Origin of the sequence: Pigmentiphaga litoralis, assembly GCF_014651835.1 — a bacterium.
GTDB lineage: Bacteria > Pseudomonadota > Gammaproteobacteria > Burkholderiales > Burkholderiaceae_B > Pigmentiphaga > Pigmentiphaga litoralis.
Map to the genome: position 1 here is coordinate 1 of NZ_BMXQ01000004.1, position 25,219 is coordinate 25,219.

General features: G+C 62.4%; 38 protein-coding genes. 31 read left to right on the top strand and 7 right to left on the bottom strand.

Going from position 1 to position 25,219, the window contains the following annotated elements; all coding sequences use genetic code 11:
- The 29 genes from IE116_RS25195 to rplQ form a co-directional block, all read left to right on the top strand.
- The coding region (locus IE116_RS25195) for an EF-Tu C-terminal domain-related protein (protein ID WP_505855318.1) at positions 1-107 on the top strand (107 nt) is incomplete at its 5' end.
- A 91-nt stretch (positions 108-198) separates the two neighbouring features.
- Entirely contained in the window at positions 199-510 is a 312-nt protein-coding gene (gene rpsJ, locus IE116_RS25200; protein ID WP_179590829.1) for a 30S ribosomal protein S10, read from the top strand.
- Positions 511-773: 263 nt separating this feature from the next.
- The gene (rplC, locus tag IE116_RS25205; RefSeq protein ID WP_179590831.1) at positions 774-1,454 is read left to right on the top strand and encodes a 50S ribosomal protein L3; all 681 of its coding nucleotides are present in this window, start codon (positions 774-776) and stop codon (positions 1,452-1,454) included.
- A gap of 2 nt (positions 1,455-1,456) precedes the next feature.
- Positions 1,457-2,077, top strand: a complete 621-nt coding sequence (gene rplD / locus IE116_RS25210) for a 50S ribosomal protein L4 (protein ID WP_189616668.1) — start codon at positions 1,457-1,459, stop codon at positions 2,075-2,077.
- Positions 2,074-2,376 (top strand): 50S ribosomal protein L23, encoded by a 303-nt coding sequence (rplW, locus tag IE116_RS25215; protein WP_179590835.1) that lies wholly within the window; start codon positions 2,074-2,076, stop codon positions 2,374-2,376. Before rplD ends, rplW begins: the two co-directional genes overlap by 4 nt.
- Positions 2,377-3,204: a 50S ribosomal protein L2 gene (rplB, locus tag IE116_RS25220; RefSeq protein ID WP_179590837.1), complete on the top strand. Its 828-nt coding sequence runs from the start codon at positions 2,377-2,379 to the stop codon at positions 3,202-3,204.
- A gap of 11 nt (positions 3,205-3,215) precedes the next feature.
- Complete coding sequence (gene rpsS, locus IE116_RS25225; RefSeq protein WP_179590839.1) at positions 3,216-3,491, top strand: 30S ribosomal protein S19; 276 nt, start codon at positions 3,216-3,218, stop codon at positions 3,489-3,491.
- Positions 3,492-3,499: 8 nt separating this feature from the next.
- Entirely contained in the window at positions 3,500-3,829 is a 330-nt protein-coding gene (gene rplV / locus IE116_RS25230; RefSeq protein WP_189616670.1) for a 50S ribosomal protein L22, read from the top strand.
- A 9-nt stretch (positions 3,830-3,838) separates the two neighbouring features.
- Positions 3,839-4,723 carry a 30S ribosomal protein S3 gene (gene rpsC, locus IE116_RS25235; RefSeq protein WP_189616672.1) on the top strand — a complete coding sequence of 295 codons (885 nt, stop codon included), beginning with the start codon at positions 3,839-3,841 and terminating at the stop codon, positions 4,721-4,723.
- A 2-nt stretch (positions 4,724-4,725) separates the two neighbouring features.
- The gene (gene rplP / locus IE116_RS25240) at positions 4,726-5,142 is read left to right on the top strand and encodes a 50S ribosomal protein L16 (protein WP_189616674.1); all 417 of its coding nucleotides are present in this window, start codon (positions 4,726-4,728) and stop codon (positions 5,140-5,142) included.
- Positions 5,143-5,153: 11 nt separating this feature from the next.
- Positions 5,154-5,345 carry a 50S ribosomal protein L29 gene (rpmC, locus tag IE116_RS25245; protein ID WP_179590847.1) on the top strand — a complete coding sequence of 64 codons (192 nt, stop codon included), beginning with the start codon at positions 5,154-5,156 and terminating at the stop codon, positions 5,343-5,345.
- Between the two features lie 2 nt (positions 5,346-5,347).
- Complete coding sequence (gene rpsQ, locus IE116_RS25250) at positions 5,348-5,611, top strand: 30S ribosomal protein S17 (RefSeq protein ID WP_179590849.1); 264 nt, start codon at positions 5,348-5,350, stop codon at positions 5,609-5,611.
- A gap of 563 nt (positions 5,612-6,174) precedes the next feature.
- A complete protein-coding gene (gene rplN / locus IE116_RS25255) occupies positions 6,175-6,543 on the top strand; it encodes a 50S ribosomal protein L14 (RefSeq protein WP_179590857.1) in 369 nt (122 codons plus the stop codon).
- A 9-nt stretch (positions 6,544-6,552) separates the two neighbouring features.
- The gene (rplX, locus tag IE116_RS25260; protein ID WP_189616675.1) at positions 6,553-6,873 is read left to right on the top strand and encodes a 50S ribosomal protein L24; all 321 of its coding nucleotides are present in this window, start codon (positions 6,553-6,555) and stop codon (positions 6,871-6,873) included.
- A 15-nt stretch (positions 6,874-6,888) separates the two neighbouring features.
- Positions 6,889-7,428 carry a 50S ribosomal protein L5 gene (gene rplE / locus IE116_RS25265; RefSeq protein WP_189616677.1) on the top strand — a complete coding sequence of 180 codons (540 nt, stop codon included), beginning with the start codon at positions 6,889-6,891 and terminating at the stop codon, positions 7,426-7,428.
- Positions 7,429-7,438: 10 nt separating this feature from the next.
- Positions 7,439-7,744: a 30S ribosomal protein S14 gene (rpsN, locus tag IE116_RS25270; protein WP_189616679.1), complete on the top strand. Its 306-nt coding sequence runs from the start codon at positions 7,439-7,441 to the stop codon at positions 7,742-7,744.
- 10 nt (positions 7,745-7,754) lie between these two features.
- Positions 7,755-8,150: a 30S ribosomal protein S8 gene (gene rpsH / locus IE116_RS25275; RefSeq protein ID WP_189616681.1), complete on the top strand. Its 396-nt coding sequence runs from the start codon at positions 7,755-7,757 to the stop codon at positions 8,148-8,150.
- A gap of 10 nt (positions 8,151-8,160) precedes the next feature.
- Positions 8,161-8,694 carry a 50S ribosomal protein L6 gene (gene rplF / locus IE116_RS25280; RefSeq protein ID WP_189616683.1) on the top strand — a complete coding sequence of 178 codons (534 nt, stop codon included), beginning with the start codon at positions 8,161-8,163 and terminating at the stop codon, positions 8,692-8,694.
- A 20-nt stretch (positions 8,695-8,714) separates the two neighbouring features.
- Positions 8,715-9,080 carry a 50S ribosomal protein L18 gene (rplR, locus tag IE116_RS25285; protein WP_189616685.1) on the top strand — a complete coding sequence of 122 codons (366 nt, stop codon included), beginning with the start codon at positions 8,715-8,717 and terminating at the stop codon, positions 9,078-9,080.
- A gap of 11 nt (positions 9,081-9,091) precedes the next feature.
- Positions 9,092-9,613 carry a 30S ribosomal protein S5 gene (gene rpsE / locus IE116_RS25290; RefSeq protein ID WP_179590871.1) on the top strand — a complete coding sequence of 174 codons (522 nt, stop codon included), beginning with the start codon at positions 9,092-9,094 and terminating at the stop codon, positions 9,611-9,613.
- Positions 9,614-9,616: 3 nt separating this feature from the next.
- Positions 9,617-9,805, top strand: coding sequence for a 50S ribosomal protein L30 (gene rpmD / locus IE116_RS25295; protein WP_179590873.1), 189 nt, complete (start codon positions 9,617-9,619; stop codon positions 9,803-9,805).
- 10 nt (positions 9,806-9,815) lie between these two features.
- Positions 9,816-10,247 (top strand): 50S ribosomal protein L15, encoded by a 432-nt coding sequence (gene rplO, locus IE116_RS25300; RefSeq protein WP_189616687.1) that lies wholly within the window; start codon positions 9,816-9,818, stop codon positions 10,245-10,247.
- A gap of 17 nt (positions 10,248-10,264) precedes the next feature.
- The gene (gene secY / locus IE116_RS25305; RefSeq protein WP_189616689.1) at positions 10,265-11,587 is read left to right on the top strand and encodes a preprotein translocase subunit SecY; all 1,323 of its coding nucleotides are present in this window, start codon (positions 10,265-10,267) and stop codon (positions 11,585-11,587) included.
- Positions 11,588-11,607: 20 nt separating this feature from the next.
- Positions 11,608-11,721, top strand: coding sequence for a 50S ribosomal protein L36 (gene rpmJ, locus IE116_RS25310; protein ID WP_179590879.1), 114 nt, complete (start codon positions 11,608-11,610; stop codon positions 11,719-11,721).
- 45 nt (positions 11,722-11,766) lie between these two features.
- Entirely contained in the window at positions 11,767-12,132 is a 366-nt protein-coding gene (gene rpsM / locus IE116_RS25315) for a 30S ribosomal protein S13 (protein ID WP_189616691.1), read from the top strand.
- Positions 12,133-12,205: 73 nt separating this feature from the next.
- Entirely contained in the window at positions 12,206-12,610 is a 405-nt protein-coding gene (gene rpsK / locus IE116_RS25320) for a 30S ribosomal protein S11 (protein ID WP_179590882.1), read from the top strand.
- 175 nt (positions 12,611-12,785) lie between these two features.
- Positions 12,786-13,409, top strand: a complete 624-nt coding sequence (gene rpsD / locus IE116_RS25325; RefSeq protein ID WP_189616693.1) for a 30S ribosomal protein S4 — start codon at positions 12,786-12,788, stop codon at positions 13,407-13,409.
- A gap of 217 nt (positions 13,410-13,626) precedes the next feature.
- Complete coding sequence (locus IE116_RS25330; RefSeq protein WP_179590885.1) at positions 13,627-14,613, top strand: DNA-directed RNA polymerase subunit alpha; 987 nt, start codon at positions 13,627-13,629, stop codon at positions 14,611-14,613.
- A gap of 195 nt (positions 14,614-14,808) precedes the next feature.
- On the top strand, positions 14,809-15,195 hold the full coding sequence (gene rplQ, locus IE116_RS25335) for a 50S ribosomal protein L17 (protein WP_189616695.1): 387 nt from the start codon (positions 14,809-14,811) through the stop codon (positions 15,193-15,195).
- Positions 15,196-15,433: 238 nt separating this feature from the next.
- Here rplQ and IE116_RS25340 read toward each other — a convergent pair whose 3' ends face one another.
- The 4 genes from IE116_RS25340 to IE116_RS25355 form a co-directional block, all read right to left on the bottom strand.
- The gene (locus tag IE116_RS25340) at positions 15,434-16,348 is read right to left on the bottom strand and encodes a 2-hydroxyacid dehydrogenase (RefSeq protein WP_373303117.1); all 915 of its coding nucleotides are present in this window, start codon (positions 16,346-16,348) and stop codon (positions 15,434-15,436) included.
- A 130-nt stretch (positions 16,349-16,478) separates the two neighbouring features.
- The gene (locus IE116_RS25345; protein WP_189616698.1) at positions 16,479-17,294 is read right to left on the bottom strand and encodes an aspartate dehydrogenase; all 816 of its coding nucleotides are present in this window, start codon (positions 17,292-17,294) and stop codon (positions 16,479-16,481) included.
- A gap of 65 nt (positions 17,295-17,359) precedes the next feature.
- On the bottom strand, positions 17,360-18,322 hold the full coding sequence (locus IE116_RS25350) for a LysR substrate-binding domain-containing protein (RefSeq protein WP_189616700.1): 963 nt from the start codon (positions 18,320-18,322) through the stop codon (positions 17,360-17,362).
- Positions 18,323-18,341: 19 nt separating this feature from the next.
- Positions 18,342-19,352, bottom strand: a complete 1,011-nt coding sequence (locus IE116_RS25355; RefSeq protein WP_189616702.1) for a Bug family tripartite tricarboxylate transporter substrate binding protein — start codon at positions 19,350-19,352, stop codon at positions 18,342-18,344.
- Between the two features lie 238 nt (positions 19,353-19,590).
- On the opposite strand from IE116_RS25355, the gene cutA reads away from it, so the two are divergent.
- Positions 19,591-19,917 (top strand): divalent-cation tolerance protein CutA, encoded by a 327-nt coding sequence (cutA, locus tag IE116_RS25360; protein WP_189616704.1) that lies wholly within the window; start codon positions 19,591-19,593, stop codon positions 19,915-19,917.
- Positions 19,918-20,033: 116 nt separating this feature from the next.
- Positions 20,034-22,214, top strand: coding sequence for a protein-disulfide reductase DsbD (gene dsbD / locus IE116_RS25365; protein ID WP_229828929.1), 2,181 nt, complete (start codon positions 20,034-20,036; stop codon positions 22,212-22,214).
- Between the two features lie 6 nt (positions 22,215-22,220).
- On the opposite strand, the gene IE116_RS25370 is transcribed toward dsbD, so the two are convergent.
- The 3 genes from IE116_RS25370 to yihA are packed head-to-tail and all read right to left on the bottom strand — an operon-like array spanning position 22,221 to position 25,154.
- Complete coding sequence (locus IE116_RS25370; protein ID WP_229828931.1) at positions 22,221-23,489, bottom strand: magnesium transporter CorA family protein; 1,269 nt, start codon at positions 23,487-23,489, stop codon at positions 22,221-22,223.
- Positions 23,486-24,499 (bottom strand): porphobilinogen synthase, encoded by a 1,014-nt coding sequence (gene hemB / locus IE116_RS25375; RefSeq protein ID WP_189616705.1) that lies wholly within the window; start codon positions 24,497-24,499, stop codon positions 23,486-23,488. The genes IE116_RS25370 and hemB overlap by 4 nt, the downstream gene beginning before the upstream one ends.
- Positions 24,500-24,530: 31 nt before the next feature.
- Positions 24,531-25,154, bottom strand: a complete 624-nt coding sequence (yihA, locus tag IE116_RS25380) for a ribosome biogenesis GTP-binding protein YihA/YsxC (protein ID WP_179590902.1) — start codon at positions 25,152-25,154, stop codon at positions 24,531-24,533.
- Positions 25,155-25,219 lie beyond the last annotated feature (65 nt).

The window sequence follows — 25,219 nt, forward strand, 5'->3', positions numbered from 1 at the left end:
CGGTCAAGCTGCTGGCCCCCATCGCCATGGAAGAAGGTCTGCGTTTCGCCATTCGTGAAGGCGGTCGTACCGTCGGCGCCGGTGTCGTTGCCACGATCCTGAAGTAAGATTCCAGTCCGGAAAGTGCTTCGGCACTTTCCACCTCATGCTTCGGAAGGCGGTTCGCCGTCTTCCACCCTCGCTCTTTAGGAATATCCCATGAAAAAGCAAAAGATTCGCATCCGCCTCAAGGCTTTCGACTACAAGCTCATCGACCAATCGGCCGCTGAAATCGTTGAAACCGCGAAGCGGACCGGCGCAGTCGTCCGTGGCCCCGTGCCGCTGCCGACCCGTATCCGCCGGTACGATCTGCTGCGTTCGCCGCACGTCAACAAGACGTCGCGCGATCAGTTCGAGATCCGCACCCATCAACGCCTGATGGACATCGTGGATCCTACGGACAAGACGGTTGACGCGCTCATGCGCCTGGACCTGCCTGCAGGTGTCGACGTCGAAATCGCTCTGAACTAATCGTCTCGTATTTGCACCCCGCCCTTGTATAAGGGGCGGGGTGCGCGCTATACTTGCCGGCTTGCCAGTAATTTTTCGCCGAGTCAATGGGATTTGCCCTGAGGCCTTGCCTCAATGAGCGACTTAAGCTCGGGGGTTGAAGCTCGACGCGGCGGATGTGTTTCAGCTGGCAACGCATCAAAGCTCTACCTGCAGTACTTACCACATTCTGGCGTAATGCCATTTTTAGCCCCGGCCAATCGCAGTCGGGAACGGAGAAAACGATGTCGACCCAATCGACGACCTCCACGCCAGCCGCATTCCGGCTAGGCTTGGTGGGTCGCAAGGTTGGCATGACCCGTATCTTCACGGACGATGGTGAATCCATCCCCGTGACGGTACTGGACGTGTCGAACAACCGTGTGACCCAGGTCAAGTCCCCGCAAGCCGACGGCTACGCAGCCGTCCAGGTCACGTTTGGTACGCGCCGTGCATCGCGCGTCACCAGCCCGCTTACCGGTCACTTCGCGAAAGCGGGTGTCGAAGCAGGCAGCGTGCTCAAAGAATTCCGTCTTGATCCGGCTAAAGCAGCCGAATTCGCTCCAGGCGCCGTTGTCGCTGTCGAGTCCGTGTTCACCGTCGGCCAGAAAGTCGACGTGACCGGTACCACGATCGGCAAGGGCTTCTCGGGCGCGATCAAGCGTCACCACTTCTCGTCGAACCGTGCATCGCACGGTAACTCGGTATCGCACAACTCGGCAGGCTCCATCGGTATGGCGCAGGATCCGGGTCGCGTGTTCCCAGGCAAGAAGATGGCAGGTCACCTTGGTGACGTGCAACGCACTGTGCAAAACCTCGAAGTCATTCGTGTGGACGCTGAACGCGGTCTGCTGCTGGTCCGTGGCGCCGTCCCCGGCCACGCGAACGCGAATGTCGTCGTGCGTCCCGCGATCAAAGGAGCCTGATAATGGAACTCAAGCTTCTGAATGATCAGGGCGAGTCGTCCGCAACCGTCAACGCCCCCGATACCATTTTCGGCCGCGAATTCAACGAAGCACTGGTTCACCAGGTGGTCGTGGCGTATCAAGCCAATGCCCGCAGTGGTAACCGCGCCCAGAAGGATCGCGAGCAAGTCAAGCACACGACCAAGAAGCCGTGGCGCCAGAAGGGTACGGGCCGCGCTCGTGCCGGTATGTCGTCGTCGCCGCTGTGGCGTGGTGGTGGTCGGATTTTCCCGAACTCGCCTGACGAGAACTTCAGCCAGAAGGTCAACAAGAAGATGTATCGCGCCGGTATGCGCTCGATCCTCTCCCAGTTGGCCCGCGAAGACCGTATCGCCATCGTCGATGCATTTGTGCTCGAGTCGCCCAAGACCAAATTGGCCGCTGACAAGCTCAAGACGCTCGGCCTGACGTCGGTGCTGATCATTACCGATACGGTTGACGAAAACCTCTACCTGGCCACGCGCAATCTGCCGCACGTCGCCGTGGTCGAGTCCCGTTACGCCGATCCGCTGTCGCTGATCCACTACAACAAAGTGTTGATCACCAAGCCAGCGATCGCTCAGCTCGAGGAGATGCTGGGATGAGCAAGAATGAACGTCTGATGCAAGTCCTGTTGGCCCCGATCGTCTCTGAAAAGAGCACGTTCATCGCCGACAAGAACGAGCAAGTGGCTTTCCGTGTCATCCAGGATGCCACCAAGCCAGAAATCAAGGCTGCCGTCGAACTGCTCTTCAAGGTGCAGGTCGAGTCCGTGCAGGTGCTCAATACCAAGGGCAAAGTCAAGCGCTTTGGCCGTTTCATGGGTCGTCGCCGGAACGAAAGAAAGGCGTACGTGTCGTTGAAGCCAGGTCAGGAAATCGACTTTGCGCAGGAGGTGAAGTAAATGCCCCTCGTTAAGCTAAAGCCGACTTCCGCCGGCCGTCGTGGCATGGTCAAGGTGGTTCATCCCCACCTGTTCAAGGGCCGCCCGCTCGACGCACTGCTCGAAAAGCAGATCCAGAACGCCGGTCGTAACAACAACGGCCATATCACCACGCGTCACCGCGGCGGTGGTCACAAGCAACACTATCGTCTCATCGACTTCAAGCGGACCAAGGACGGAATTCCGGCCAAGGTCGAGCGTATTGAATACGATCCTAACCGCACGGCGCACATCGCTCTGATCTGCTACGCCGACGGCGAGCGTCGCTACATCATTGCGCCACGCGGTCTGGAAGTCGGTGCAACGCTGTTGTCGGGTGTCGAAGCGCCTATCCGCGCCGGCAACACCCTGCCTATCCGCAATATTCCAGTCGGTTCGACGATTCACTGCGTCGAGATGCTGCCTGGCAAGGGCGCACAGATGGTGCGTTCGGCCGGTGCTTCGGCAGTGCTGCTGGCTCGTGAAGGTACCTACGCTCAGGTTCGCCTGCGCTCCGGCGAAGTCCGGAAGGTGCACATCGAGTGCCGCGCTACCATCGGCGAAGTTTCCAACGAAGAGCATGGCCTGCGCCAGATCGGCAAAGCCGGTGCAACGCGTTGGCGTGGTATTCGTCCTACCGTTCGTGGCGTTGCAATGAACCCTGTCGATCATCCCCACGGTGGTGGTGAAGGTCGCACCGGCGAAGCACGCGAACCGGTCAGCCCCTGGGGCACTCCGTCCAAGGGTTTCAAGACCCGCCGCAATAAGCGGACGAGCAATATGATCGTCCAGCGGCGCAAGAAGAAGTAAGCGAGGCAAGCATGTCACGTTCTATCAAGAAAGGACCGTTTGTCGATCTTCACCTTCTCAAGAAGGTCGAGACCGCCACGGCCGGAAAAGACAAACGCCCAATCAAGACCTGGTCGCGCCGTTCCACGATCCTGCCCGATTTCATCGGGCTCACGATCGCTGTGCACAATGGCCGTCAGCACGTTCCCGTGTACGTCAACGAGAACATGGTTGGTCACAAGCTCGGTGAGTTCGCGCTGACCCGTACGTTCAAGGGCCACGCTGCGGACAAAAAGGCCAAGAGGTAATCGGCGCAATGGAAACCACAGCAAAACTGCGCGGCGTCCGCGTCTCGGCCCAGAAGGCTCGGCTGGTTGCGGACCTGGTCCGCGGCAAGTCGGTCGCTCAGGCCATCAACATCCTGACGTTCACGCCCAAGAAGTCCGCCGGCATCATCAAGAAAGTGGTCGAATCCGCAATCGCGAATGCCGAGCACAATGACGGCGCCGACATCGACGAGCTGAAGGTCAAGGCCATCATCGTCGACAAGGGTACTTCGCTCAAGCGTTTCGACGCTCGTGCGAAGGGCCGCGGCGTCAAGATCGAGAAGCAGACCTGCCACATCGTGGTCACGGTCGGCAACTAAGGAGCCACGATGGGACAGAAGATTCATCCAACCGGGTTCCGACTCGCGGTCAGCCGTAATTGGTCCTCCCGTTGGTTTGCCAACGGCAGCAACTACGCCGTCATGCTCGCGGAAGACATCAAGGTTCGCGAATACCTGAAGAAGAAGCTGAAAGGCGCTTCGGTCGGTCGCGTGATCATCGAGCGTCCCGCCAAGAATGCCCGCGTCACCATTTACTCGGCTCGTCCGGGCGTGGTGATCGGCAAGAAGGGCGAGGATATCGAAAACCTGAAGGCTGATCTGCAGCGTCTGATGGGCGTGCCTGTGCACGTCAACATCGAAGAAATCCGCAAGCCGGAAATCGACGCCCAGCTGATCGCCGACTCGATCTCGCAACAGCTCGAGAAGCGCATCATGTTCCGCCGCGCGATGAAACGTGCGATGCAGAACGCGATGCGTCTGGGTGCCCAGGGCATCAAGATCATGAGCGCCGGTCGTCTGAACGGTATCGAAATCGCACGTACCGAGTGGTATCGCGAAGGCCGTGTGCCGTTGCACACCCTGCGCGCGAACATCGACTACGGTACGTCGGAAGCCGGCACGACCTACGGCCTGATCGGCATCAAGGTTTGGGTGTACAAGGGCGATACCCTTGGTACAGCCGAACAGAATGCCGTTCCGGAAACGAAGGACGATGAGCGCAAGCCGCGTCGCGGCCCCCGCAATGACCGCAACGAGCGTCCGGGCAATCGTCCTGGCGCCCCGCGTGGTCGCGGTGGTCGCAAGCCTGAAGGCGAAGGTGCAGCGGTTGCTGCAGCTGCGCCCGAGGCCGGCGCTGCTGCCAAGCGCGCGCCGCGCAAGCCGGCTGATGCAGCCGCGCCTGCAGCAGCTGCGCCTGCCAAAGACGGAGAATAAAGATGCTGCAGCCTTCACGCAGAAAATACCGCAAGGAACAAAAGGGCCGTAATACCGGATTGGCCACGCGCGGCGCTAACGTGTCGTTCGGCGAATTCGGTCTCAAGGCCACGGGCCGCGGTCGCTTGACGGCGCGTCAGATCGAAGCGGCTCGCCGCGCGATCTCGCGTCACATCAAGCGCGGCGGTCGGATCTGGATCCGGATTTTCCCAGACAAGCCGATTTCGCAGAAACCTGCTGAAGTTCGGATGGGTAACGGTAAAGGTAACCCTGAGTACTGGGTTGCCGAGATCCAGCCGGGCAAAGTGCTCTACGAGATGGACGGTGTGAACGAAGAATTGGCGCGCGAGGCTTTCCGCCTGGCAGCCGCCAAGCTTCCGATCTCGACCACCTTCGTTACGCGCCACATTGGCACGTAAGGAGATAAGCAATGAAAGCAAGCGAATTCCGTTCGAAAGACGAAGCAGAGCTCACGAAAGAGCTCGAAGGTCTGCTCCGGGCCCAGTTCAGTCTGCGTATGCAGATGGCTACCCAGCAGCTTTCCAATAGCAGCCAGCTACGCAAAGTACGGCGCGACATCGCGCGTGTACGGACCGTGCAGCGCGAAAAGGCCGGGAAGTAATCATGAGCGAAGCAAAACTGAAGCGTGCTCTGACGGGCCGTGTGACGAGCGACAAGATGAACAAGACGGTGACCGTGCTGGTCGAGCGGCGCGTCAAGCACCCGCTGTACGGCAAGATCATCGTGCGTTCGAACAAGTACCACGCACACGACGAAACGAACCAGTACAAGACCGGTGACCTGGTCGAGATTTCGGAAACACGTCCGATCTCGAAGACCAAGGCATGGACTGTGGTTCGCCTGTTGGAAGCTGCACGGATCGTCTGATCCTGCGGTGACCGGGCAGCGCAAGCCGCCTGGTCGATAGCATGACGAACGCGGAAGTACGACCTGCAGGCAACTGCGGCAAGTGCTTCCGCGTTTTTTATTGGGTGCGTCGTATCGCGTGGGGGCGTAAGGGGGGCGCGCGATATTCGGTGGCGCCGTAAAAGTGCGCTGGTGCAGTGTTGCCCCAGAACAAACTATTTGCCCACAGGTATTGCAACCCCCGTCCATCCGCGATATTATCGTTGGCTTCCTTCTGGTCAGGCTCATAGCCGGCCCGGGCGGGAACACATCAGGGCAGAAAAGCAGGGGCCAGTGTCTACTGCCAGGTCTTCAGATCCGCGGTTTCGTTCATGACGTTGGTTCATGGCGCAGTCGGGGGTCCACAAGCAGGCAGCGGTAGGTGCAAACCTTCGCATCAGGAATTTCAACCCAGGGTAGTCAGCGCTTGCTGGCCGCCTTACGGGACCAAAACTGATCGGCTGTGTTGTGGGACTTGGTTGCAACCATCGCGGTTGCGCACGGGGTCCCAGGATGCTTCGGGTTAAGTTGGAATAGGGTAAACCATGATTCAAATGCAGACCAAGTTGGATGTGGCCGACAACACCGGTGCGCGCTCAGTTATGTGCATCAAGGTGCTCGGCGGCTCCAAGCGCCGCTATGCCGGCATCGGCGACGTGATCAAAGTCAGCGTCAAGGATGCGGCTCCGCGTGGGCGCGTTAAGAAGGGCGAAATCTATAACGCCGTGGTGGTTCGCACCGCCAAGGGCGTTCGTCGTAAAGACGGTTCGCTTATCCGTTTTGGCGGCAATGCCGCCGTGTTGCTCAACGCCAAGCTCGAGCCCATCGGTACTCGTATCTTCGGACCCGTTACGCGTGAACTGCGTACCGAGAAGTTCATGAAGATCGTGTCGCTGGCGCCCGAAGTGCTGTAAGGGGTCAAGATGAACAAGATCCGTACAGGCGACGAAGTCATCGTCCTCACTGGTAAAGACAAGACCAAGCGCGGTGTCGTGCTTTCTCGTGTCGACGAAAACCATGTGTTGGTCGAAGGCATCAATGTCGTCAAGAAAAGCGTGAAGCCGAACCCGATGCAGAACCAGCCGGGCGGCATCGTGGACAAGACCATGCCTATCCACATCTCGAATGTGGCGATTTTCAACGCTGCGACCGGCAAAGCCGACCGCGTGGCGATCAAGGAAGTCGACGGCAAGAGCGTGCGCGTCTTCCGTTCCAGCGGCGAGTCCGTTGGTTCGAAAGCGTAAACGGAGAACATAGAAATGGCTCGTCTCCAAGACTACTACCGCGAGAAGATCGTTCCTGATCTGCTTGCCAAGTTCGAATACAAAAGCACGATGCAGGTGCCCCGCATCACCAAGATCACCCTGAACATGGGTGTCTCGGAAGCGGTTGCCGACAAGAAGGTCATCGAGCACGCTGTTGGCGATCTGACCAAGATCGCCGGCCAGAAGCCGGTCATCACCAAGTCGCGCAAGGCAATTGCCGGGTTCAAGATCCGCGAGGATTACCCGATCGGTTGCATGGTGACCCTGCGCGGTCAGCGCATGTATGAATTCCTCGATCGTCTGGTGACGGTTGCTCTTCCCCGCGTTCGGGACTTCCGCGGTATTTCGGGTCGTGCATTCGACGGCCGCGGTAACTACAACGTCGGTGTGAAAGAACAGATCATCTTCCCAGAGATCGACTACGACAAGATTGACACGCTTCGTGGGCTGAACATCAGCATCACGACCACGGCAAAGACTGACGACGAAGCAAAAGCGCTGCTCACAGCCTTCCGCTTCCCGTTCCGTAATTAAGGGGTGTGTAGTGGCTAAGCTCTCACTCATCAATCGCGATGCAAAGCGCGTGAAGCTCGCAGCAAAGTACGCTCCGAAGCGTGCTGCTCTGCAAGCAATTGTCGACGACTCGTCGAAGACAGACGAAGAACGTTACCAGGCACGCCTGAAGATTCAACAGCTGCCCCGTAACGCCAACCCCACCCGCCAGCGTAATCGCTGCGCGGTGACCGGTCGCCCCCGTGGCACATTCCGCAAGTTTGGTCTTGCTCGTAACAAGCTGCGCGAGATGGCTATGCGCGGTGAAGTTCCGGGCATGACCAAGGCAAGCTGGTAGGAGAGCATTTATGAGCATGAGCGATCCGATCGCCGATATGCTGACGCGCATCCGTAATGCGCAACGCGTAGACAAGGCTTCCGTGACGATGCCCTCCTCGAAGCTGAAGGCGGCCATTGCCGCTGTGCTGAAGGACGAGGGCTACATCGACGGTTTCCAGGTGAACCCGAACGGTGGCAAGCCGGTACTCGAAATTACCCTGAAGTACTATGCAGGCCGTCCCGTTATCGAGCGCATCGACCGCGTCTCGAAGCCGGGCCTGCGTATCTACAAAGGCCATGACGCCATTCCTCAGGTCCTGAACGGCCTGGGCGTGGCCATCGTCTCCACCTCGCGTGGCGTGATGACAGATCGCAAGGCTCGCGCTACCGGCGTGGGCGGCGAAGTCCTCTGCTACGTGGCTTAAGGAGTTCGATATGTCACGTATTGCTAAATACCCCGTCGAATTGCCGAAAGGCGTCGAGGCCAGCATCAATGCCCAAGAGATCACCGTCAAAGGTCCTCTGGGTTCGCTGACCCAGGCGCTGACCGGCCAGGTCAAGATCGACCTCGATTCGAACAAGATGACGTTTGCCGCAGCCGATGACTCGCGCGAAGCGAAGGCCATGTCCGGAACCGTACGCGCACTGGTGGCCAACATGGTCACTGGCGTCAGCAAGGGTTTCGAGCGTCGCCTGAGCCTGGTTGGCGTGGGTTACCGTGCCCAGGCACAAGGCGACTCCATCAAACTGCAACTCGGTTACTCGCACGACATCGTGCACCCGATGCCAGTTGGTGTGAAGGTCGAATGCCCGACGCAGACCGAAGTGGTCTTGAAGGGCGCCGACAAACAACGAGTTGGTCAGGTGGCAGCCGAGATCCGCGCATACCGTGAACCCGAACCCTACAAGGGCAAGGGCGTACGTTATGTCGGCGAAAAGGTCGTCATTAAAGAGACCAAGAAGAAATAAAGCGCTGGCAAGGACGAATCATGGACAAAAAGCAAGCTCGTTTGCGTCGTGCGGTTCCAACCCGCAAAAAGATCGCCGAGTTGCGCGTGCATCGCCTGTCGGTGTTCCGCACGAACCTGCATATCTACGCAAACATTATCTCCCCCGAAGGCGATACGGTGCTGATCAGCGCCTCTACCGTCGAACCGGAAGTTCGCCAACAGATCTCGGGCGATACCGGCAAGGGTGGCAATGTTGCCGCAGCAACCCTGGTAGGCAAACGCGTGGCCGAGAAGGCCAAGGCAGCTGGTATCGAAAACGTGGCGTTCGATCGCTCGGGTTTCCGTTACCACGGCCGCGTCAAAGCCCTGGCCGATGCCGCGCGTGAAGCCGGCCTGAAGTTTTAAGCGAGGATTACATGGCCAAGATGCAAGGCAAGAATTCCGCGTCGGAAGAGCGTGACGACGGTCTTCGCGAAAAGATGATCGCGGTCAACCGCGTGACGAAGGTCGTGAAGGGTGGTCGTATCCTCGGTTTCGCGGCGCTGACGGTTGTCGGCGACGGGGACGGACGCGTTGGCATGGGCAAGGGCAAGGCGCGTGAAGTGCCGGTCGCTGTCCAGAAAGCAATGGAAGAAGCCCGCCGCCGCATGATCAAGGTGCCGCTCAAGAACGGTACGTTGCACCATACGGTTGTCGGCAAGCACGGCGCCTCCACGGTGTTGATGTCGCCCGCTGCGGAAGGTACTGGCGTTATCGCCGGCGGCCCGATGCGCGCGATCTTCGACGTCCTGGGCGTGCGGAACGTGGTTGCGAAGAGCCTCGGCTCGACCAACCCGTACAACCTGGTTCGCGCCACGCTCAATGGTTTGGGCCTGTGCTCGACCCCGTCGGACATCGCCGCCAAGCGTGGCAAGTCCGTCGAAGAGATCCTGGGGTAAACCATGGCAGACACCAAGAACGTCAAAGTGACGCTCGTGCGTTCCCCTATCGGGACGCCCGAGTCGCACCGCGCTACTGTGCGTGGCCTGGGACTGCGTGGCATCAACACCACGCGCGTCCTGCAAGACACGCCCGAAGTCCGCGGGATGATCCGCAAGGTGGCCTATCTGGTCACCGTGTCGGAAGCCTGAGAGGTCTAGCATGCAATTGAATACGCTCAAGCCGGCTATCGGCAGCAAGCACGCCAAGCGTCGGGTCGGCCGTGGTATCGGTTCCGGTCTCGGCAAGACGGCAGGTCGCGGCCACAAGGGACAGAAGTCCCGTTCGGGCGGCTTCCACAAGGTCGGTTTCGAAGGCGGTCAGATGCCTATGTACCGCCGTCTGCCCAAGCGGGGTTTCACCTCGCTGGGTCAGCACCTGTACGCGCAGGTCCGCCTGTCCGATCTGCAAGGCCTGCCTGTCGATGACATCGACCTGCAGGCGCTGAAGCAGGCCGGCGTGGTTGGCCAGGCAGTACGGTACGTCAAGGTCATCAAGTCCGGCGAGCTCTCCCGCAAGGTTGCGCTCAATGGTCTGACGGCAACGGTCGGCGCCAAGGCAGCGATCGAAGCCGCCGGCGGATCGTTGGTCTGACACTCGAGGGCTAAGCTTTGGCTAATGCGAACGCACTGGGTAAACCAGGCAAGTACGGCGATCTGAAACGTCGGCTGGTTTTCCTGTTGCTCGCCCTGGTGGTGTACCGGATCGGTACACACATCCCCGTTCCGGGGATTGATCCGGTCCAGTTGTCTTCCTTGTTCAATCAGAACTCGGGCGGCATTCTGGGCCTGTTCAATATGTTCTCGGGCGGTGCGCTTTCGCGTTTCTCGATCTTTGCACTGGGGATCATGCCGTACATTTCGGCATCGATCATCATGCAGCTGATGTCGGTCATCGTGCCGTCGTTGGAAGCGATCAAGAAAGAAGGCGAGGCCGGGCGACGCAAGATCACGCAGTACACACGCTACGGTACGTTGGCGTTGGCGATGGTTCAGGCGGTAGGTATCTCTGTCGCCCTGGAGTCGCAAGCTGGATTGGTCATTGATCCGGGCATGGTCTTCCGCGTCACGACGATGATTTCGTTGGTCACGGGAACGATGTTCCTGATGTGGTTGGGTGAGCAGATCACGGAACGTGGTCTGGGCAACGGTATTTCCATCCTGATCTTTTCGGGTATCGCAGCGGGTCTCCCGCACGCGCTTGCCGGATTGTTCGAGTTGGTCAACACCGGCGCCATGGCAGTCCTGTCCGCGCTGTTCATCATCGTGCTGGTGGTGTTGGTTACGGCTTTCGTAGTGTTCGTGGAACGCGGACAACGCAAGATCGTCGTCAACTATGCCAAGCGCCAGGTGGGCAATCGTGTGTACGGCGGCCAGAGCTCGCATCTGCCTCTGAAGTTGAATATGGCCGGGGTGATTCCGCCGATCTTCGCATCGTCGATCATCCTGTTCCCGGCAACGGTGGCCAGCTGGTTTTCCAGTGGTGAGGGCATGCGGTGGTTGAAAGACCTGGCCGGCGCGCTGTCTCCCGGACAACCTCTGTACATCTCGCTGTATGCCATCGCGATCGTGTTCTTCTGCTTCTTTTATACGGCCCTCGTGTTCAACAGCCGCGAGACTGCCGATAACCTGAAGAAGAGTGGCGCGTTCGTTCCAGGGATTCGTCCCGGTGAGCAGACAGCGCGGTATATCGACAAGATCCTGATGCGCCTGACATTTTCTGGCGCCATCTACATCACGTTGGTGTGCCTGCTGCCAGAGTTTCTGGTTTTGCGCTGGAACGTCCCGTTCTATTTTGGCGGAACGTCCCTGCTGATCATCGTCGTGGTCACCATGGATTTCATGGCCCAGGTACAGGCATACGTGATGTCGCACCAGTACGATTCCTTGCTCAAGAAGGCAAACTTCAAGGGCGGGAACTTGCCGGTGCGCTGAAGAAAGACTAGGAGTCAATCATGAAAGTAATGGCATCAGTTAAGCGGATCTGCCGTAACTGCAAGGTCATCAAGCGTAAGGGCGTAGTGCGGATCATCTGCACCGACCCGCGCCACAAGCAACGTCAGGGCTAAGAACCTCAGGTTCCGCCCTACGGTTTAGGTATTCAAGGAAACGTTATGGCCCGTATCGCTGGCATCAACATTCCGCCGCATCAGCACACCGAAATCGGTCTGACGGCAATCTTCGGCATTGGCCGCACCCGCGCTCGCGAAATCTGCGTCTCGGCAAACGTGCCTGGCTCGAAGAAGGTCAAGGATCTGAACGACGCTGAACTCGAGCGGATTCGTGAACACGTGAACGTATTCACCGTCGAAGGTGACTTGCGTCGCGAGATCCAACTGTCGATCAAGCGTTTGATCGACCTCGGCTCTTACCGTGGTCTGCGTCACAAGCGCGGTCTGCCAGTGCGCGGTCAGCGTACTCGCACCAACGCTCGTACCCGCAAGGGTCCGCGTCGCGCAGCCGCATCGCTCAAAAAGTAATTTCTGATCCGGGTCGCCGTGCAGACGGCATACCTGGAGCTGAGACGGCTGTCACCCAGTCAAGGATTGAAAAATGGCGAAATCACCGAACAACAATGCTTCGCAGCGTGTTCGCAAGAAAATCAAGAAGAGCGTTTCGGACGGTATCGCGCACGTCCACGCGTCCTTCAACAACACCATCATCACGATCACCGATCGCCAGGGCAATGCTCTGTCGTGGGCGACGTCGGGTGGTGCTGGCTTCAAGGGCTCGCGTAAATCGACCCCGTTCGCAGCGCAGGTTGCTGCTGAAGCCGCCGGCCGCGTTGCGCTGGAATACGGTATCAAGACGCTCGAAGTGCGTATCAAGGGTCCAGGCCCAGGTCGCGAATCGTCCGTCCGCGCGTTGAACGCATTGGGCATCAAGATTTCGAGCATCGCCGATATCACGCCCGTGCCGCACAACGGCTGCCGTCCGCCGAAGCGTCGTCGTATCTAAGCCTGGCCTGGCCAAGCTTTACGAAAGTTGTTGGGGGCGCCTTGGCCCAGTTGCCGAGATCGCCTGATTGCAAGACCACTGTTTGCCGCGTTCGTGAAAACGACCGTACCCCATACAGGCAAACTCCTCGCCTGGCGCATGTAAGCCGCCTGGCCTGACAGAGAAAAGGAATACCGTGGCACGTTATATTGGCCCCAAATGTAAGCTGTCCCGTCGTGAAGGCACCGACCTCTTCCTGAAGAGCGCGCGCCGTTCGCTGGACTCCAAGTGCAAGCTGGAAAGCAAGCCTGGTCAACATGGTCGCACCTCCGGTTCGCGTACCTCGGACTACGGCCTGCAACTGCGTGAAAAGCAAAAGCTGAAGCGCATGTACGGCATCATGGAAAAGCAGTTCCGCAAGTACTTCGAAGAAGCCGACCGCCGCAAGGGCAACACCGGCGAAAACCTGATCCAGTTGCTGGAATCGCGTTTTGACAACGTGGTGTACCGCATGGGTTTCGGCTCGACCCGCGCTGAAGCGCGCCAGTTGGTCAGCCACAAGGCTTTCGCACTGAACGGTGTGACCGCCAACGTGCCGTCGATCCAGATCAAGGCCGGCGACCTCGTCGTTGTCCGCGAAAAGGCGAAGAAGCAAGCCCGTATTCAAGAAGCCCTGACCCTGGCCGCCTCGCAAGGCATGCCGCAGTGGGTCAGCGTCGACGCCAACAAGCTCGAAGGTACCTTCAAGCAGGTTCCTGACCGCGCTGACGTCGCCCGCGACATCAACGAATCGATGGTCGTCGAACTGTACTCGCGTTAATTCGAGACAGTGCCAGACAGCCGCGCCCTTTGTGGCGCGGTTTTGGCTTTCTGAAAGGCTCCGTCCGGCACCTGCTGCCGCACGGGGCCTCAGTCCTGAAAAGATTCACCGCACGTCTCTGCAAGTTCGCTTGCACGCCCACTTCGGGCCCGCGCTAACGCGTATTTCCCCAGCCTTATCGGTGTAACGAGCCGAGGGTATTGATAAGGAATCGTTCATGGCGAATGCCGCATTTCTGAAGCCACGCAATATCGACGTTGAAGGCGTCGGTCCGAATCACGCCAAGGTGATCATGGAGCCGTTCGAACGCGGCTATGGTCATACCCTGGGCAATGCGCTGCGCCGCATCCTGCTGTCGTCGATGGCGGGCTATGCGCCAACCGAAGTGCAGATTACCGGTGTCGTGCACGAATACTCGGCGATCGACGGCGTCCGTGAAGACGTGGTCGACATCCTGCTGAACCTGAAGGGCGTGGTGTTCAAGCTGCACAACCGCGATGAAGTCGCGCTGACCCTGCGCAAGCAAGGCCCCGGCGTGGTCACCGCGGCCGATATCGAACTGTCACATGACGTCGAGATCATCAACCCGAACCACGTCATCGCGAACTTGACCGACAACGGTCGCCTCGAGATGCAGCTGAAGGTCGAGAAGGGCCGTGGCTACGTGCCGGGCAACCTGCGCGGCTTTGCCGAAGACCATTCGCGCGCCGTGGGCCGCATTGTTCTTGACGCGTCGTACAGCCCGATCCGCCGCGTGAGCTACACGGTCGAAAGCGCCCGTGTGGAACAGCGTACTGACCTGGACAAGCTGGTTCTGGACATCGAAACCAACGGCGTGATCTCGCCTGAAGAAGCGGTTCGCCAGTCGGCTCGTATCCTGATGGATCAGCTGTCGGTGTTCGCGGCGCTGGAAGGCTCGACCGAAACGATCGAAGCGCCTGCCCGTGGCACGCCGCAGATCGATCCGATCCTGCTGCGTCCGGTCGACGACCTGGAACTGACGGTGCGTTCGGCCAACTGCCTGAAGGCCGAAAACATCTATTACATCGGCGACCTGATCCAGCGTACCGAAAACGAGCTGCTCAAGACCCCGAACCTGGGTCGCAAGTCGCTCAATGAAATCAAGGAAGTGCTGGCAGCGCGCGGTCTGACGCTCGGCATGAAGCTGGAAAACTGGCCCCCGCTGGGCCTCGAGCGCCCATAAGCGTTCGATCGCTGCAACATCGGGCCCGGGCGGACAATTCAGCGCCCGCCCAGGCCCGATGCGTACTACAATTGCGCGCCCTGGTTGGCAACGACCAGGGCACTATCCCGGCCCGCAGCGCGCGCAAGCAAGCTGATAGAAGAGCTGGATCCTGCGGCAATGTCCGCACCATAGATTCATCTACAAGGAACTACCATGCGTCATCGTCACGGTCTTCGTAAGCTCAACCGCACCAGCAGCCACCGCCAAGCCATGTTCCGCAACATGTGCGTGTCGCTGCTGACGCACGAAGCCATCAAAACCACGCTGCCCAAAGCGAAAGAATTGCGCCGTGTCGTCGAGCCGCTGATCACGCTCGCCAAGGAAGACACGCTGGCCAACAAGCGTCTGGCGTTTGCCCGCCTGCGCGACCGCGATCTGGTCGTGAAGCTGTTCGCCGAAATCGGCCCGCGTTTCAAGGAACGTAACGGCGGCTACACCCGTATCCTGAAGATGGGTTTCCGTCAGGGCGACAACGCTCCGATGGCCTATATGGAACTGGTTGACCGCGCTGAAGAATTGGAAGCCGTCGACGTCGAGTAATCGCGCCACGGCTTTTGCAGTGCCGAAATCGAAAGGCCGGGAGATCCCGGCCTTTTTTTTCGTCCGTGCGATGCTGAGGATGGTACGGCGCGGGGGGGCAGGGTGGGCTTGCCTGCCTGCCTGCCTGCCTGCCTGCCTGCCTGCCTGCCGGCTGGCTGCCGCTGCTACCATGCCGACCCGCCCGCCTTTGCGGCCGCCGCTGTCAGGAAGCCGGCCCGCCGGATATGCGGCCGCCGCTTCAGTACCCTTTGGCGGCGTCCACCCCTCCGACATCCTCGCCCCGCTGCCACGCAGCGATACGCGGCGCCATCTGCGCGATGGCCTCCGCCACGATGGTCTGCGCCGAGATGTGCGGCGTGAAGCGGATGCGCGGGTGCGTCCAGAACGGATGCCCGGCGGGCAACGGTTCGGTCTGCATCACGTCCAGGGCGGCGCCGGCCAGCGCGCCTTGGTCCAGCAGGGCCAGCAGATCGTCTTCGACGAGGTGCGCGCCGCGCGCCATGTTGATGACGTAGCCTTGCGGACGCAGTCTGGACAGCGTCTCGCGCCGCAGGATGCCGCGTGTGGCCGGTGTGAGCGGCAACACGCAGATCAGCACGCGGGTGCCTGCCAGGAAGTCGTCCAGCGCATCCCCGGCGTAGCAGGTCACGCCGTCGATGTGCTTTTGGGAATGGCTCCAGCCCAGCACTGGGTACCCGAACCCGGCCACGCTGCGCGCCACGACGCTGCCCAGCGCGCCCAGGCCCATCACGCCGACCGGAAAGTCCTGGCGCATGCGGGCGGGGCGGGGCGCCCAATTGCCGGCGGCCCGTTCGGCGTCGTACACGTCGAATTCGCGCACGTGGCGGAACAGGGCGTGGCAAGCGTATTCGGCCATCTGCACGGCCATGCCGCCGTCTTCGATCCGCACGATGCGCGCGCCCGCAGGCAGCTTGAGCTTCAGGATCGCGTCGACCCCGGCGCCCATATTGAAGACCACTTCGAGGCGCGGATGCGCATCGAAAAAGGCCTGGCTGGGCGACCACACGATGGCGGCGCGGGCGTCGGGGCAGGCCGTGGGCCAGGCGTGCAGGCGCACGCCGGGCAGCAGGCCGGCCAGCATGGCTTGCCACGTAGCGGCTTCGGGATGCTCGCAGCACAGCGCAACGTCGATGGGCGAGCCGTCCGAAGGAACACGCCTACTTGCCGGCAGACCGTGCGCCGAGGTCGCCGGAGCCGCAGACCCTGTGGCCGCGGACGCTGGGGCAGCAACGCCGGCTGCCGCCGGGTCCATTGCCGCCATCTTACGTACCCACGCGCATCGGCGCGGTCAGCTTGCGCAGGGCAGCGATCACGCTCAGCGCGGTGATCCGGCCGGTCTTGGGGTTTTCGGTCGGAATGTTCTGGATTTCCATCGAGAACGACGCCGAGTCGGCATCGACTTCGATGCGGTGGATGTTGCGTTCCACATTGGGGTCGGCCCAGACTTCGAGCTTGGTGCGGTCGGGGCCGATGCCTGCCAGCGACAGCGCCACCGCCACGTTCAGGTTGGCGGCAAAGCCCACGGCGGCTTCACGCGGGGTGCCGCTGAAAATGCGCATGGGTTCCGTAATGCCGGCGATGTCGATGTTGTTGTCGACCAGGTACTTGGCGCCCAGCAGCCCCTTGACGGGCTTGCGGGTGGTCATCGTGACCGAATGGATCACGCCTTCGGCGGCGGCGCTGACAGCGTCCAGGCCCAGCAGCGCGCCGGTCGGGATGATGATCTGGCCATGGTGTTCGCGGGCCAGGTCGACCAGGTCCATGTTGGACAGCAGCGCGCCCGAGCTCAGGGCAACGAGGATCTTGCCGGCGGTCAGCGTGGGGACTGCAATGTCGCGCATCAGCGCGGCCGGCGCGCATTCGACCACGATGTCGCAATGCGACGCCAGGCTGGCAATGTCGGTGAACACGGGCGAACCGGTCAGCGTGACGCTGGCGCGGGCTTTGGCTTCGTCGCGCACGGCAATGGCGGCCAGGGTCAGGCCGGGAATGCCGGCGTCGAGCACGGTGGCGAGCTGGCGGCCAACGGCGCCGAGGCCGGCGATACCGACGCGTAGCGCGGTGCGGGGGGTGGACATGGATGTCTCCTTTTTGAAGGCTGTTTTGACGAAGTCGGGTTCAGGGAAAGTCAGGGGAATATCGATTACGGGGTCAGCGGCCGCTCGGCGTCCGCCATCAGCAGGATCCATTTGCGCAGGATCCGGATGGCGGGTGAATCGATCCGCGATTCGTGGGTCAGCATGTAATACTCGCCGGCGCTCGGAACGTCGGGCGCCAACGGGGCGAGCAGATCGTTCGATCGGTGGCGGTAGGTCTCGAACAGTTTGTGCGGAATGATGGCGATGCCCTTGCAGTCGAGCGCGGCCTTGGCCGCCATGAAGAAATGCCCGTACTCGACCGGGCTGCGATGCTTTTCTTCGGGCACGTCATGCGCGCGCAGCCAGTCGCGCCAGGCGTTGCGGCGGCTGGCCGTATGGATCAGCGAATACTTCAGCACGTCGCGCGGCTGTTCGATGCGCGCCCCCTGGTCCAGCAGCTTGCGCGAGATCACGGGCACCAGCACATCGTCGAACAGGTAGTCGGCCACCACGCCTTCCCAGTGTTCCGTCATGACCAGGTCGATGCCCGGCAGCCCGCGCGGATAGTGCTTGCCGGGCAGGCGCCCGACCCGCAAGGCGATGTCCGCATCGCTGCCGCGCAGGTCCACCGGCGCGATCGAGGTCACCACACGCACCTCGATATCCGGATAGGTGGACGAAAAATCGGACAGCTTGGGCATGAGCCACATGGTGGCGATGGTCGGCAGGGCAGACACGGTCACGATGGTGTGACCGTCCTGCCCCTGCATGCGCCGCGTGACGCGTTCGAGTTCTTCAAGTGCGCGGCGGCAGGTCTCGTAGTATTCCCTGCCGTCGTCGGTCAACACGACCTTGCGCACCTTGCGCTCGAACAGCTTCCTGCCCAGAAAATCTTCCAGATTGCGGATCTGGAGGCTTACCGCCCCCTGCGTCAACGCGAGTTCTTCCGCCGCCGCCGAAAACGAGCCAAGGCGGGCGGCGGATTCGAACGGTCGCAGGGTGGTCAGCGGGGGCAGGGTTCTGCGCATGAAGCAACGATATCAGGGCTTATTCAAGCGCCATTTTCGTCTCTGCAATCACGCGCTTCCACAACGTATTTTCTTTGGCCAGGTACTCGCCCATGTCAGCCGACGGTTTGTACATCGGATCCAGGCCGCGCTGCTCCATGTTCTTGACCACTTCCGGGTCGGCCAGGGCTTCTTTCAGCGTGCTCGACAGCTTGGCCACGATCTCGGGCGGGGTGCCGGCCGGCGCAAAGAAACCGAACCAGGTGGTCACCACAAAGTCCTTCACGCCCAGTTCGACAAAGGTCGGCACGTTGGGCAGCAGCGGCGAGCGCTTGGCGCTGGTGATGGCGATCGGCACCACCTTGCCGCCCTGCACCTGGGGCAGCGTGGTGGGCAGCGGGTCCATCAGGAAGTCGATCTGTCCGCCCAGCAGGTCGGCCATGGCCGGGCCGCTGCCTTTGTACGGAACGTGCAGCATCGACACATGCGATTGCTGGTTCAGGAACGTCATCTGCACGTGGTGCGAGGTGCCGGCGCCGGCGGAGCCGAAGGTCAGGCGATCGGGCGTCTGTTTGGCGGCGGCCAGCACGGCAGCGTAGTTCGGGTACAGGTCCTTGCGAGCCGAGATCAGCACGCTGGGCACCGAGGCCAGGCCGCCCACCGCCACGAAGTCTTTCATGGGCGCGTAGGGCGCCGCCTTCATCATGTTCGGGACAACGGCCATGGTGCTGGCTGCGCCCAGCAGCAGCGTGTAGCCGTCGGGCTTGGCCCGCGCCACGGCGCCGGTGCCGATGGTGCCGCTGGCGCCGGCGCGGTTTTCGGCCACGAACGACACGTTCAGCAGGTCGCCCATCTTCTTGAGCGCTGGACGCGCGACGTTGTCATTGATGCCGCCGGGCGGGAACGGGATGACGACGGTGATCGCCCTGGACGGGAAGACGTCCTGGGCGTAGGCGGCAGGTGTGGCGCACACGGCGGCGACGGCGCACAGCGCGGCAGCGGTCAGGCGGCCGGAACGGAAAGCAGGGGCGTTCGAGAAGATGGGATGCATGCGGAGTCGAAAAAAAGAGGTCGGCGGGATCGGAACGCAGGGGTCGGGTCGCATGCATACTAGGGCGCGCATCCGGCACGCCGCAAACGATCATTTTTCGGTGATGCATTAGCTCAGCTAATGCATGGCACGGGGGTGGGGCGCGGCAAGGGCGCACGGGGTGTCGCGGTGGCAGCTGGGCGTCGCGGTAAGATGAGGCCATCCTGCTTCATTGCCCTTGAGCCGTTCCGTGCGACTTATGCCGACCGATACCGTCCTTCTCGTGATCTCGAACGCCCCCGACGCCGACACCGCCGACCGGATCGCCACCAGCCTGGTCGACCGCAAGCTGGCGGCGTGCGTGAACGTCGGCGCGCCCATGCGGTCTGTCTATCGGTGGCAGGGGAAGGTCGAGCGGGCCACGGAACTGCCGCTGTGGATCAAGACCACCGCCACGCGGCGCGACGCGCTGATCGCGGCCCTGAACGAATTGCACCCTTACGACGTGCCGGAAGTGCTGGTTGTCCCTGTCCAGGACGGCCTGCCGGCCTACCTGGACTGGATACGGGAAGACACCCAAGCGTGATGCCTGCCTTGACGACCGACTGTCGTGGCGCGGTGGTGGCTACGAATGCGCTGCGTGGTGCGAGACCGGGCGCCGACCCCGCCGCGCGTGCCTTTCGTCGCGCGTACCGTCACGCTATGGCGCTGGCTTGGGTGATGCTGGTGGCCGCGGTGCTGGTGTGTGCGTCCGCCGCGGCGCGCGCCGCCGATCCTGAGTTCCTGCCGCCCGAAAAAGCGTTCACGTTTTCGGCGGTGATGACATCGCCCGATCTGATTGAACTGCGCTGGGGCATTGCGCCCGGCTACTACATGTACCGCGAGCAGTTCCGGTTCGAGACCGTGCCGGCCAGCACGGTGCTGGGTGAGCCGCAGATTCCGCCCGGCAAGATCAAGTTCGACCTGACGTTCAACAAGGACGTCGAGACCTACCGGGACAGCGTGACAGTGCGGGTGCCAGTCGGATCGGGGAGTGCTGTTGGGGTGTCCGGTGCCGCCGCCCAGCCGCTCACCCTGGTCGCGACCGCGCAGGGCTGCGCCGACGCGGGCCTGTGTTATCCCCCCACGCAATACACCGTCAAGCTGGCGTCGATCGCGGGCGGTTACGCCATGGATGACGCCCTGGCCTCGCGCCTGACCCGCATGATGCACAGTGACGATGTCGGCCTGGCCGACCTGCTGGCGGGAGGCGGGTTGCTGCAGACGGTGCTGGTGTTCTTTGTGCTAGGCGTGCTGCTGTCGCTGACTCCCTGCGTGCTGCCGATGGTGCCGATTCTGTCCTCGATCCTGGTGGGCGACAACGTGCGCAGCGCCCGGCCGCGGCTGCGCGGCCTGGGACTGGCGGCGGTGTACGTGGCAGGCATGTCGGTGGTCTACACGGCCGTGGGGGTGGCGGCCGGGTTGAGCGGCGAGAGCCTGGCCGCGGCGCTGCAGGGGCCGTGGGTGCTGGGCGCGTTTGCCTTGCTGCTGGCCGTGCTGGCATTGGCCATGTTCGATGTCTTCACCCTGCAGTTGCCGGTGGGCGTGCAGACACGGCTCTCGGCCCGCATGGCGCGCCTGCCGGCGGGCCGGGCAACGGGCGCGCTGGCCATGGGCGCCATTTCGGCATTGATCGTCGGGCCCTGCGTGGCCGCGCCACTGGCCGGGGCCCTGCTGTATATCTCGCAGACGCGCGACGTGGTGCTGGGCGGCCTGGCACTGTTTGCGCTCGCCTGGGGGATGGGGGTGCCGCTGCTGCTGGCGGGGGCGTCGGCCGGGGCGCTGGTGCCGCGCGCCGGGGCCTGGATGGACGGCGTGAAACGTTTCTTTGGCATGCTGCTGCTGGCGGTGGCGTGGTGGATGCTGACCCCGGTCCTGTCCGGCCCGGTGCAGATGGCGGGCTGGGGCGTGCTGGCGGTGCTGACGGCAGCCCTGCTGCATGCCTTTGACGCCTTGCCGGCCCCGGTGGGTGTGGGCCAGCGCATGGTCAAGGGCGTGGGTGTCCTGTTCGCGCTGCTGGGCGTGCTGCAGTGGGTGGGCGTCGCAAGCGGCGGGCGCGATCCCTGGACACCGCTCGCGCATCTGGCGGGCGGGCAGTATGCGGCCGGGGATGCCGGCGCTGGTCGTGAAAGTGGCGCTGGCGTGGCAACGGGCAAGGAAGGGTTAGACGATGAGCTTGCAGGCGCCGCGTCCTCGGCGCAGGCCGCGCTGGGCGCCGCCGTGCAAGCTCCGTCCATGAGCGTGGCGCCTGGCGCGTCGCCCTCGGGCGGCTGGCAAGGTGCCGTGGACGGCAGCACACCCGGCATGGACGTTCCGCCCGGCAGCCCGGCGATGAACGGCACGACAAACGGCATCACAGGCAATACCGCAGGCAGCATCACCGGCGGCAGCTCGGCCAACGACGCGAGCGGTGCGGCATCCCGTGCCCTGCCGGGTGCGCCCGTGCTCAAACCGGTGGCGCGTAAAGGCGCCGAGCATTTCGAGCAGATTCGTACCCTGGCCGAGCTGGATCCGCTCGTCGCCGCATCCGACCGTCCGGTCATGCTCGATTTCTACGCGGACTGGTGCGTGTCCTGCAAGGAAATGGAAGCCTTCACCTTCCCCAAGCCCGAGGTGGTGAAGCGGCTCGCCAACATCCGTATGGTGCAGGTGGACGTGACCGCCAACAATGCGGACGACAAGGCGCTGCTGAAGCGTTTTTCGCTGTTCGGACCGCCGGGCATCGTGTTCTTCCGCCCGGGGGGCGAGGTCATTCGCGACGTGCGGGTGATCGGCTTTCAGAACGCCGAACGTTTTGCCGGCGCGCTCGACAAGGTCCTGGCGATCAGCGCCGCGTCACGGTAGGCGCCGTCAGATCCGGCTATCTCCGGAATGCGGTCCGCGCCCGTTGCGCAGCCCTGCCTTGCGCGCCAGCGCCTCGGCGATCCGATAGGGGCGCGACTCAAGAAAGCGCCGCGCCGAAAACCAGATCCACAGCCCGGTTGCGACCGTCAGCATGCCGGTCATGATCCACCAGAACGCTTCGGGATGATGCACCAGCGGCATCTGGTCGACGTTCATGCCGAAGATGCCGGTGATCAGCGTCAGCGGCATGAACAGCACGGTCACCACGGTCAGGATCCGCATGATTTCATTCGTGCGGTGCGCGGTGGCCGAAAAGTGCAGCTGCACGGCGTTTTCGACAGACGATTCCATCCTGCGCGCGTGATTCAACACGCGGCCGATGTGTTCCATCACGTCGTTGATGCGCACCAGCAGCGCGTCGCGACGCGCGTCGAAGGCACCCGAGCCTGCGGCGTCATCGCTGCGGTCCATGGCGGCGTCGCGCAATTCGCCCATGGCGTCGTACTGTTCTTCGCACAGGTTTTCCAGCCGCCGCAGCACGATGCGCGCGTCCAGCAGGGCGAGCCAGTTGCGAAAGCGTCCGCTCGGGTTCAGCAGTTCGCGCTGCCACCGGTCCAGCTGGTTGGTCAGCGGCTGGCGCATGGCCAGGTAACGGTCCACCATCGCATTGAGCAAGCGCAACATCAGTTCGGCCGGCCCGGCAGGCGCCCGCGCCAGGGTGCCGACGCTGCCCAGCACCCGGCTGCCATCGTTGTGGATCGTCAGGGCAGGCGCCGGGTCGCGCAGTTCGTTCAGACGGCGCTTCATCTGCGTGCAACTGGTGCTGTCGCCATGGCGCACGGTGATCAGCGCGCGGGGCAGCACAAAGAAGGCAATCGGGTGCGTCTGCAGATTCGTCAGCAGCGGAATGCTGCCCGGCTCGCCGATGGCGGTGCCGTTTTGCTCGGTGGATTCGTTGGTGGCCAGACGGCGAAAGATCACCATTTCGTAGCTGGCGGTGTTGTCGAAGTACGAAGGGTGGGCCGGGTTCGCGGCGTCCTGCAGATGCAGGTCGTGCAGCCGCACGCCGGTCAGCTCTTCGATCCGGGACCGCCAACCTTCGGGGTCGGCCACCAGGTCTTCGACCGTGGTGTCGATCCACAGAAAGCCCTGCTGCGCCGTCTTCAACGACGGGATGACGCCGCTGTGCGCCGCCTGGGCGGTGCCATGGTCGGCGATCCACAGAACGTCCATGCCGTGCACCGTGGTGGCGCCGGCGAGCAGGCCGGGACTCACGAGCGTCGCAGAAGCTTCGCCGCGTCGATGGCGAAGTAGGTCAGGATGCCGTTTGCGCCAGCGCGCTTGAACGCCAGCAGCGATTCCATCATCACCTTGTCGTGGTCGAGCCAGCCGTTGGCGGCGGCCGCCTTCAGCATCGCGTATTCGCCACTGACCTGGTAGACGAAGGTCGGCACGTGAAAGGTGTCTTTCACGCGGCGCAGCACATCGAGGTAGGGCATGCCGGGCTTGACCATGACCATGTCGGCGCCTTCGCGCAGGTCCATGGCGACTTCGCGCAGGGCTTCGTCGATATTGCTGGCGTCCATCTGGTAGGCCGCCTTGTTCGATTTGCCCAGGTTCGTGGCCGACCCGACAGCGTCGCGGAACGGGCCATAGAACGCGCTGGCGTACTTGGCGGAATAGGCCATGATCTTGGTGTGGATCAGGTCGTTGGCTTCGAGCGCCTGACGGATGGCGCCGATACGGCCGTCCATCATGTCGCTGGGCGCCACGATATCGACGCCGGCCCGGGCCTGCACCAGCGCCTGGCGCACCAGGATTTCGGTCGTGATCTCGTTGATCACGTAGCCTTCGTCGTCGATAACTCCGTCCTGGCCGTGGCTGGTGTACGGGTCGAGCGCCACGTCGGTCATCACGCCCAGTTCAGGAAACCGTTGCTTGAGTTCAGCCACCACGCGCGGGATCAGCCCGTCGGGATTGGTCGCCTCGACGCCGTCGGGCGTCTTGAGCGATGCGTCGATCACCGGGAACAGCGCCAGCACCGGAATGCCCAATTCCACGCATTGCTTCGCAACCGGCAGCAAGGTGTCCAGGCTGTAGCGCTCCACGCCCGGCATGGACGGCACGGGCTGGCGCAAGCCATTGCCTTCGGCAACAAAGACCGGGTAGATCAGGTCATCGACGCTTAGCGCATGTTCGCGCACCAGGCGGCGCGTGAAATCGTCGCGGCGCAGTCGGCGCGGACGGCCGGCGGGGAAATCGGCAAATACGGCGTGTTGGCTCATGATGGCTTTCCGTCAATGGACGCAGCGGGGGTCAGGCGGCGACTTGCGGCGAGATCCAGTTCTCGATGTGCGTGGTCGCGTCTTCCAGCCCGATACGATGAGTCGAAGAGAAGGGCACGGTGTGCAGCATGCCGATGGCCGCCAGTTCCTGCTTGACCGCAAACTGCATCTTGATGCGCTGGCCGTAGGCGAACTTGTCGGCCTTGGTCAGCAGCGCCAGGACCGGCTTGCCCGAAGGCGCGATCCATTCGATCAGGTTGCGGTCCAGGTCAGTCACGCCGCGGCGGATGTCCACCAGCAGCACGATGCCGACCAGCGACGGCCGGTCACGCAGGTAGCCGCCCAGCACGTGGGCCCAGGCCGAGCGGTCTTCACGCGCAACCGAGGCGTAGCCGTAACCCGGCAGGTCGACCAGGTAGCCGATGTCGCGCTCGGGCTCGAGCTTGTCGGGCATGCCGAACATGTTGATCAGCCGCGTGCGGCCGGGCGTCTTGCTGGAAAACGCGAGGCGGCGTTGCTGGGTCAGGACGTTGATAGCCGACGACTTGCCCGAGTTGGAGCGCCCGACGAAGCAGACCTCGGGGGCGCTGGGCGGCGGCAGTTGATCCAGCCGGGCAGCGGAGGTCGTGAAGTGGGCGCGATGAAGGATGGACACAGTAGTGGGCAGAGAGCGCCGAAGGACAAGGACGCCCATTGTAAAGCCTGGGCGCCGCGGCCGGG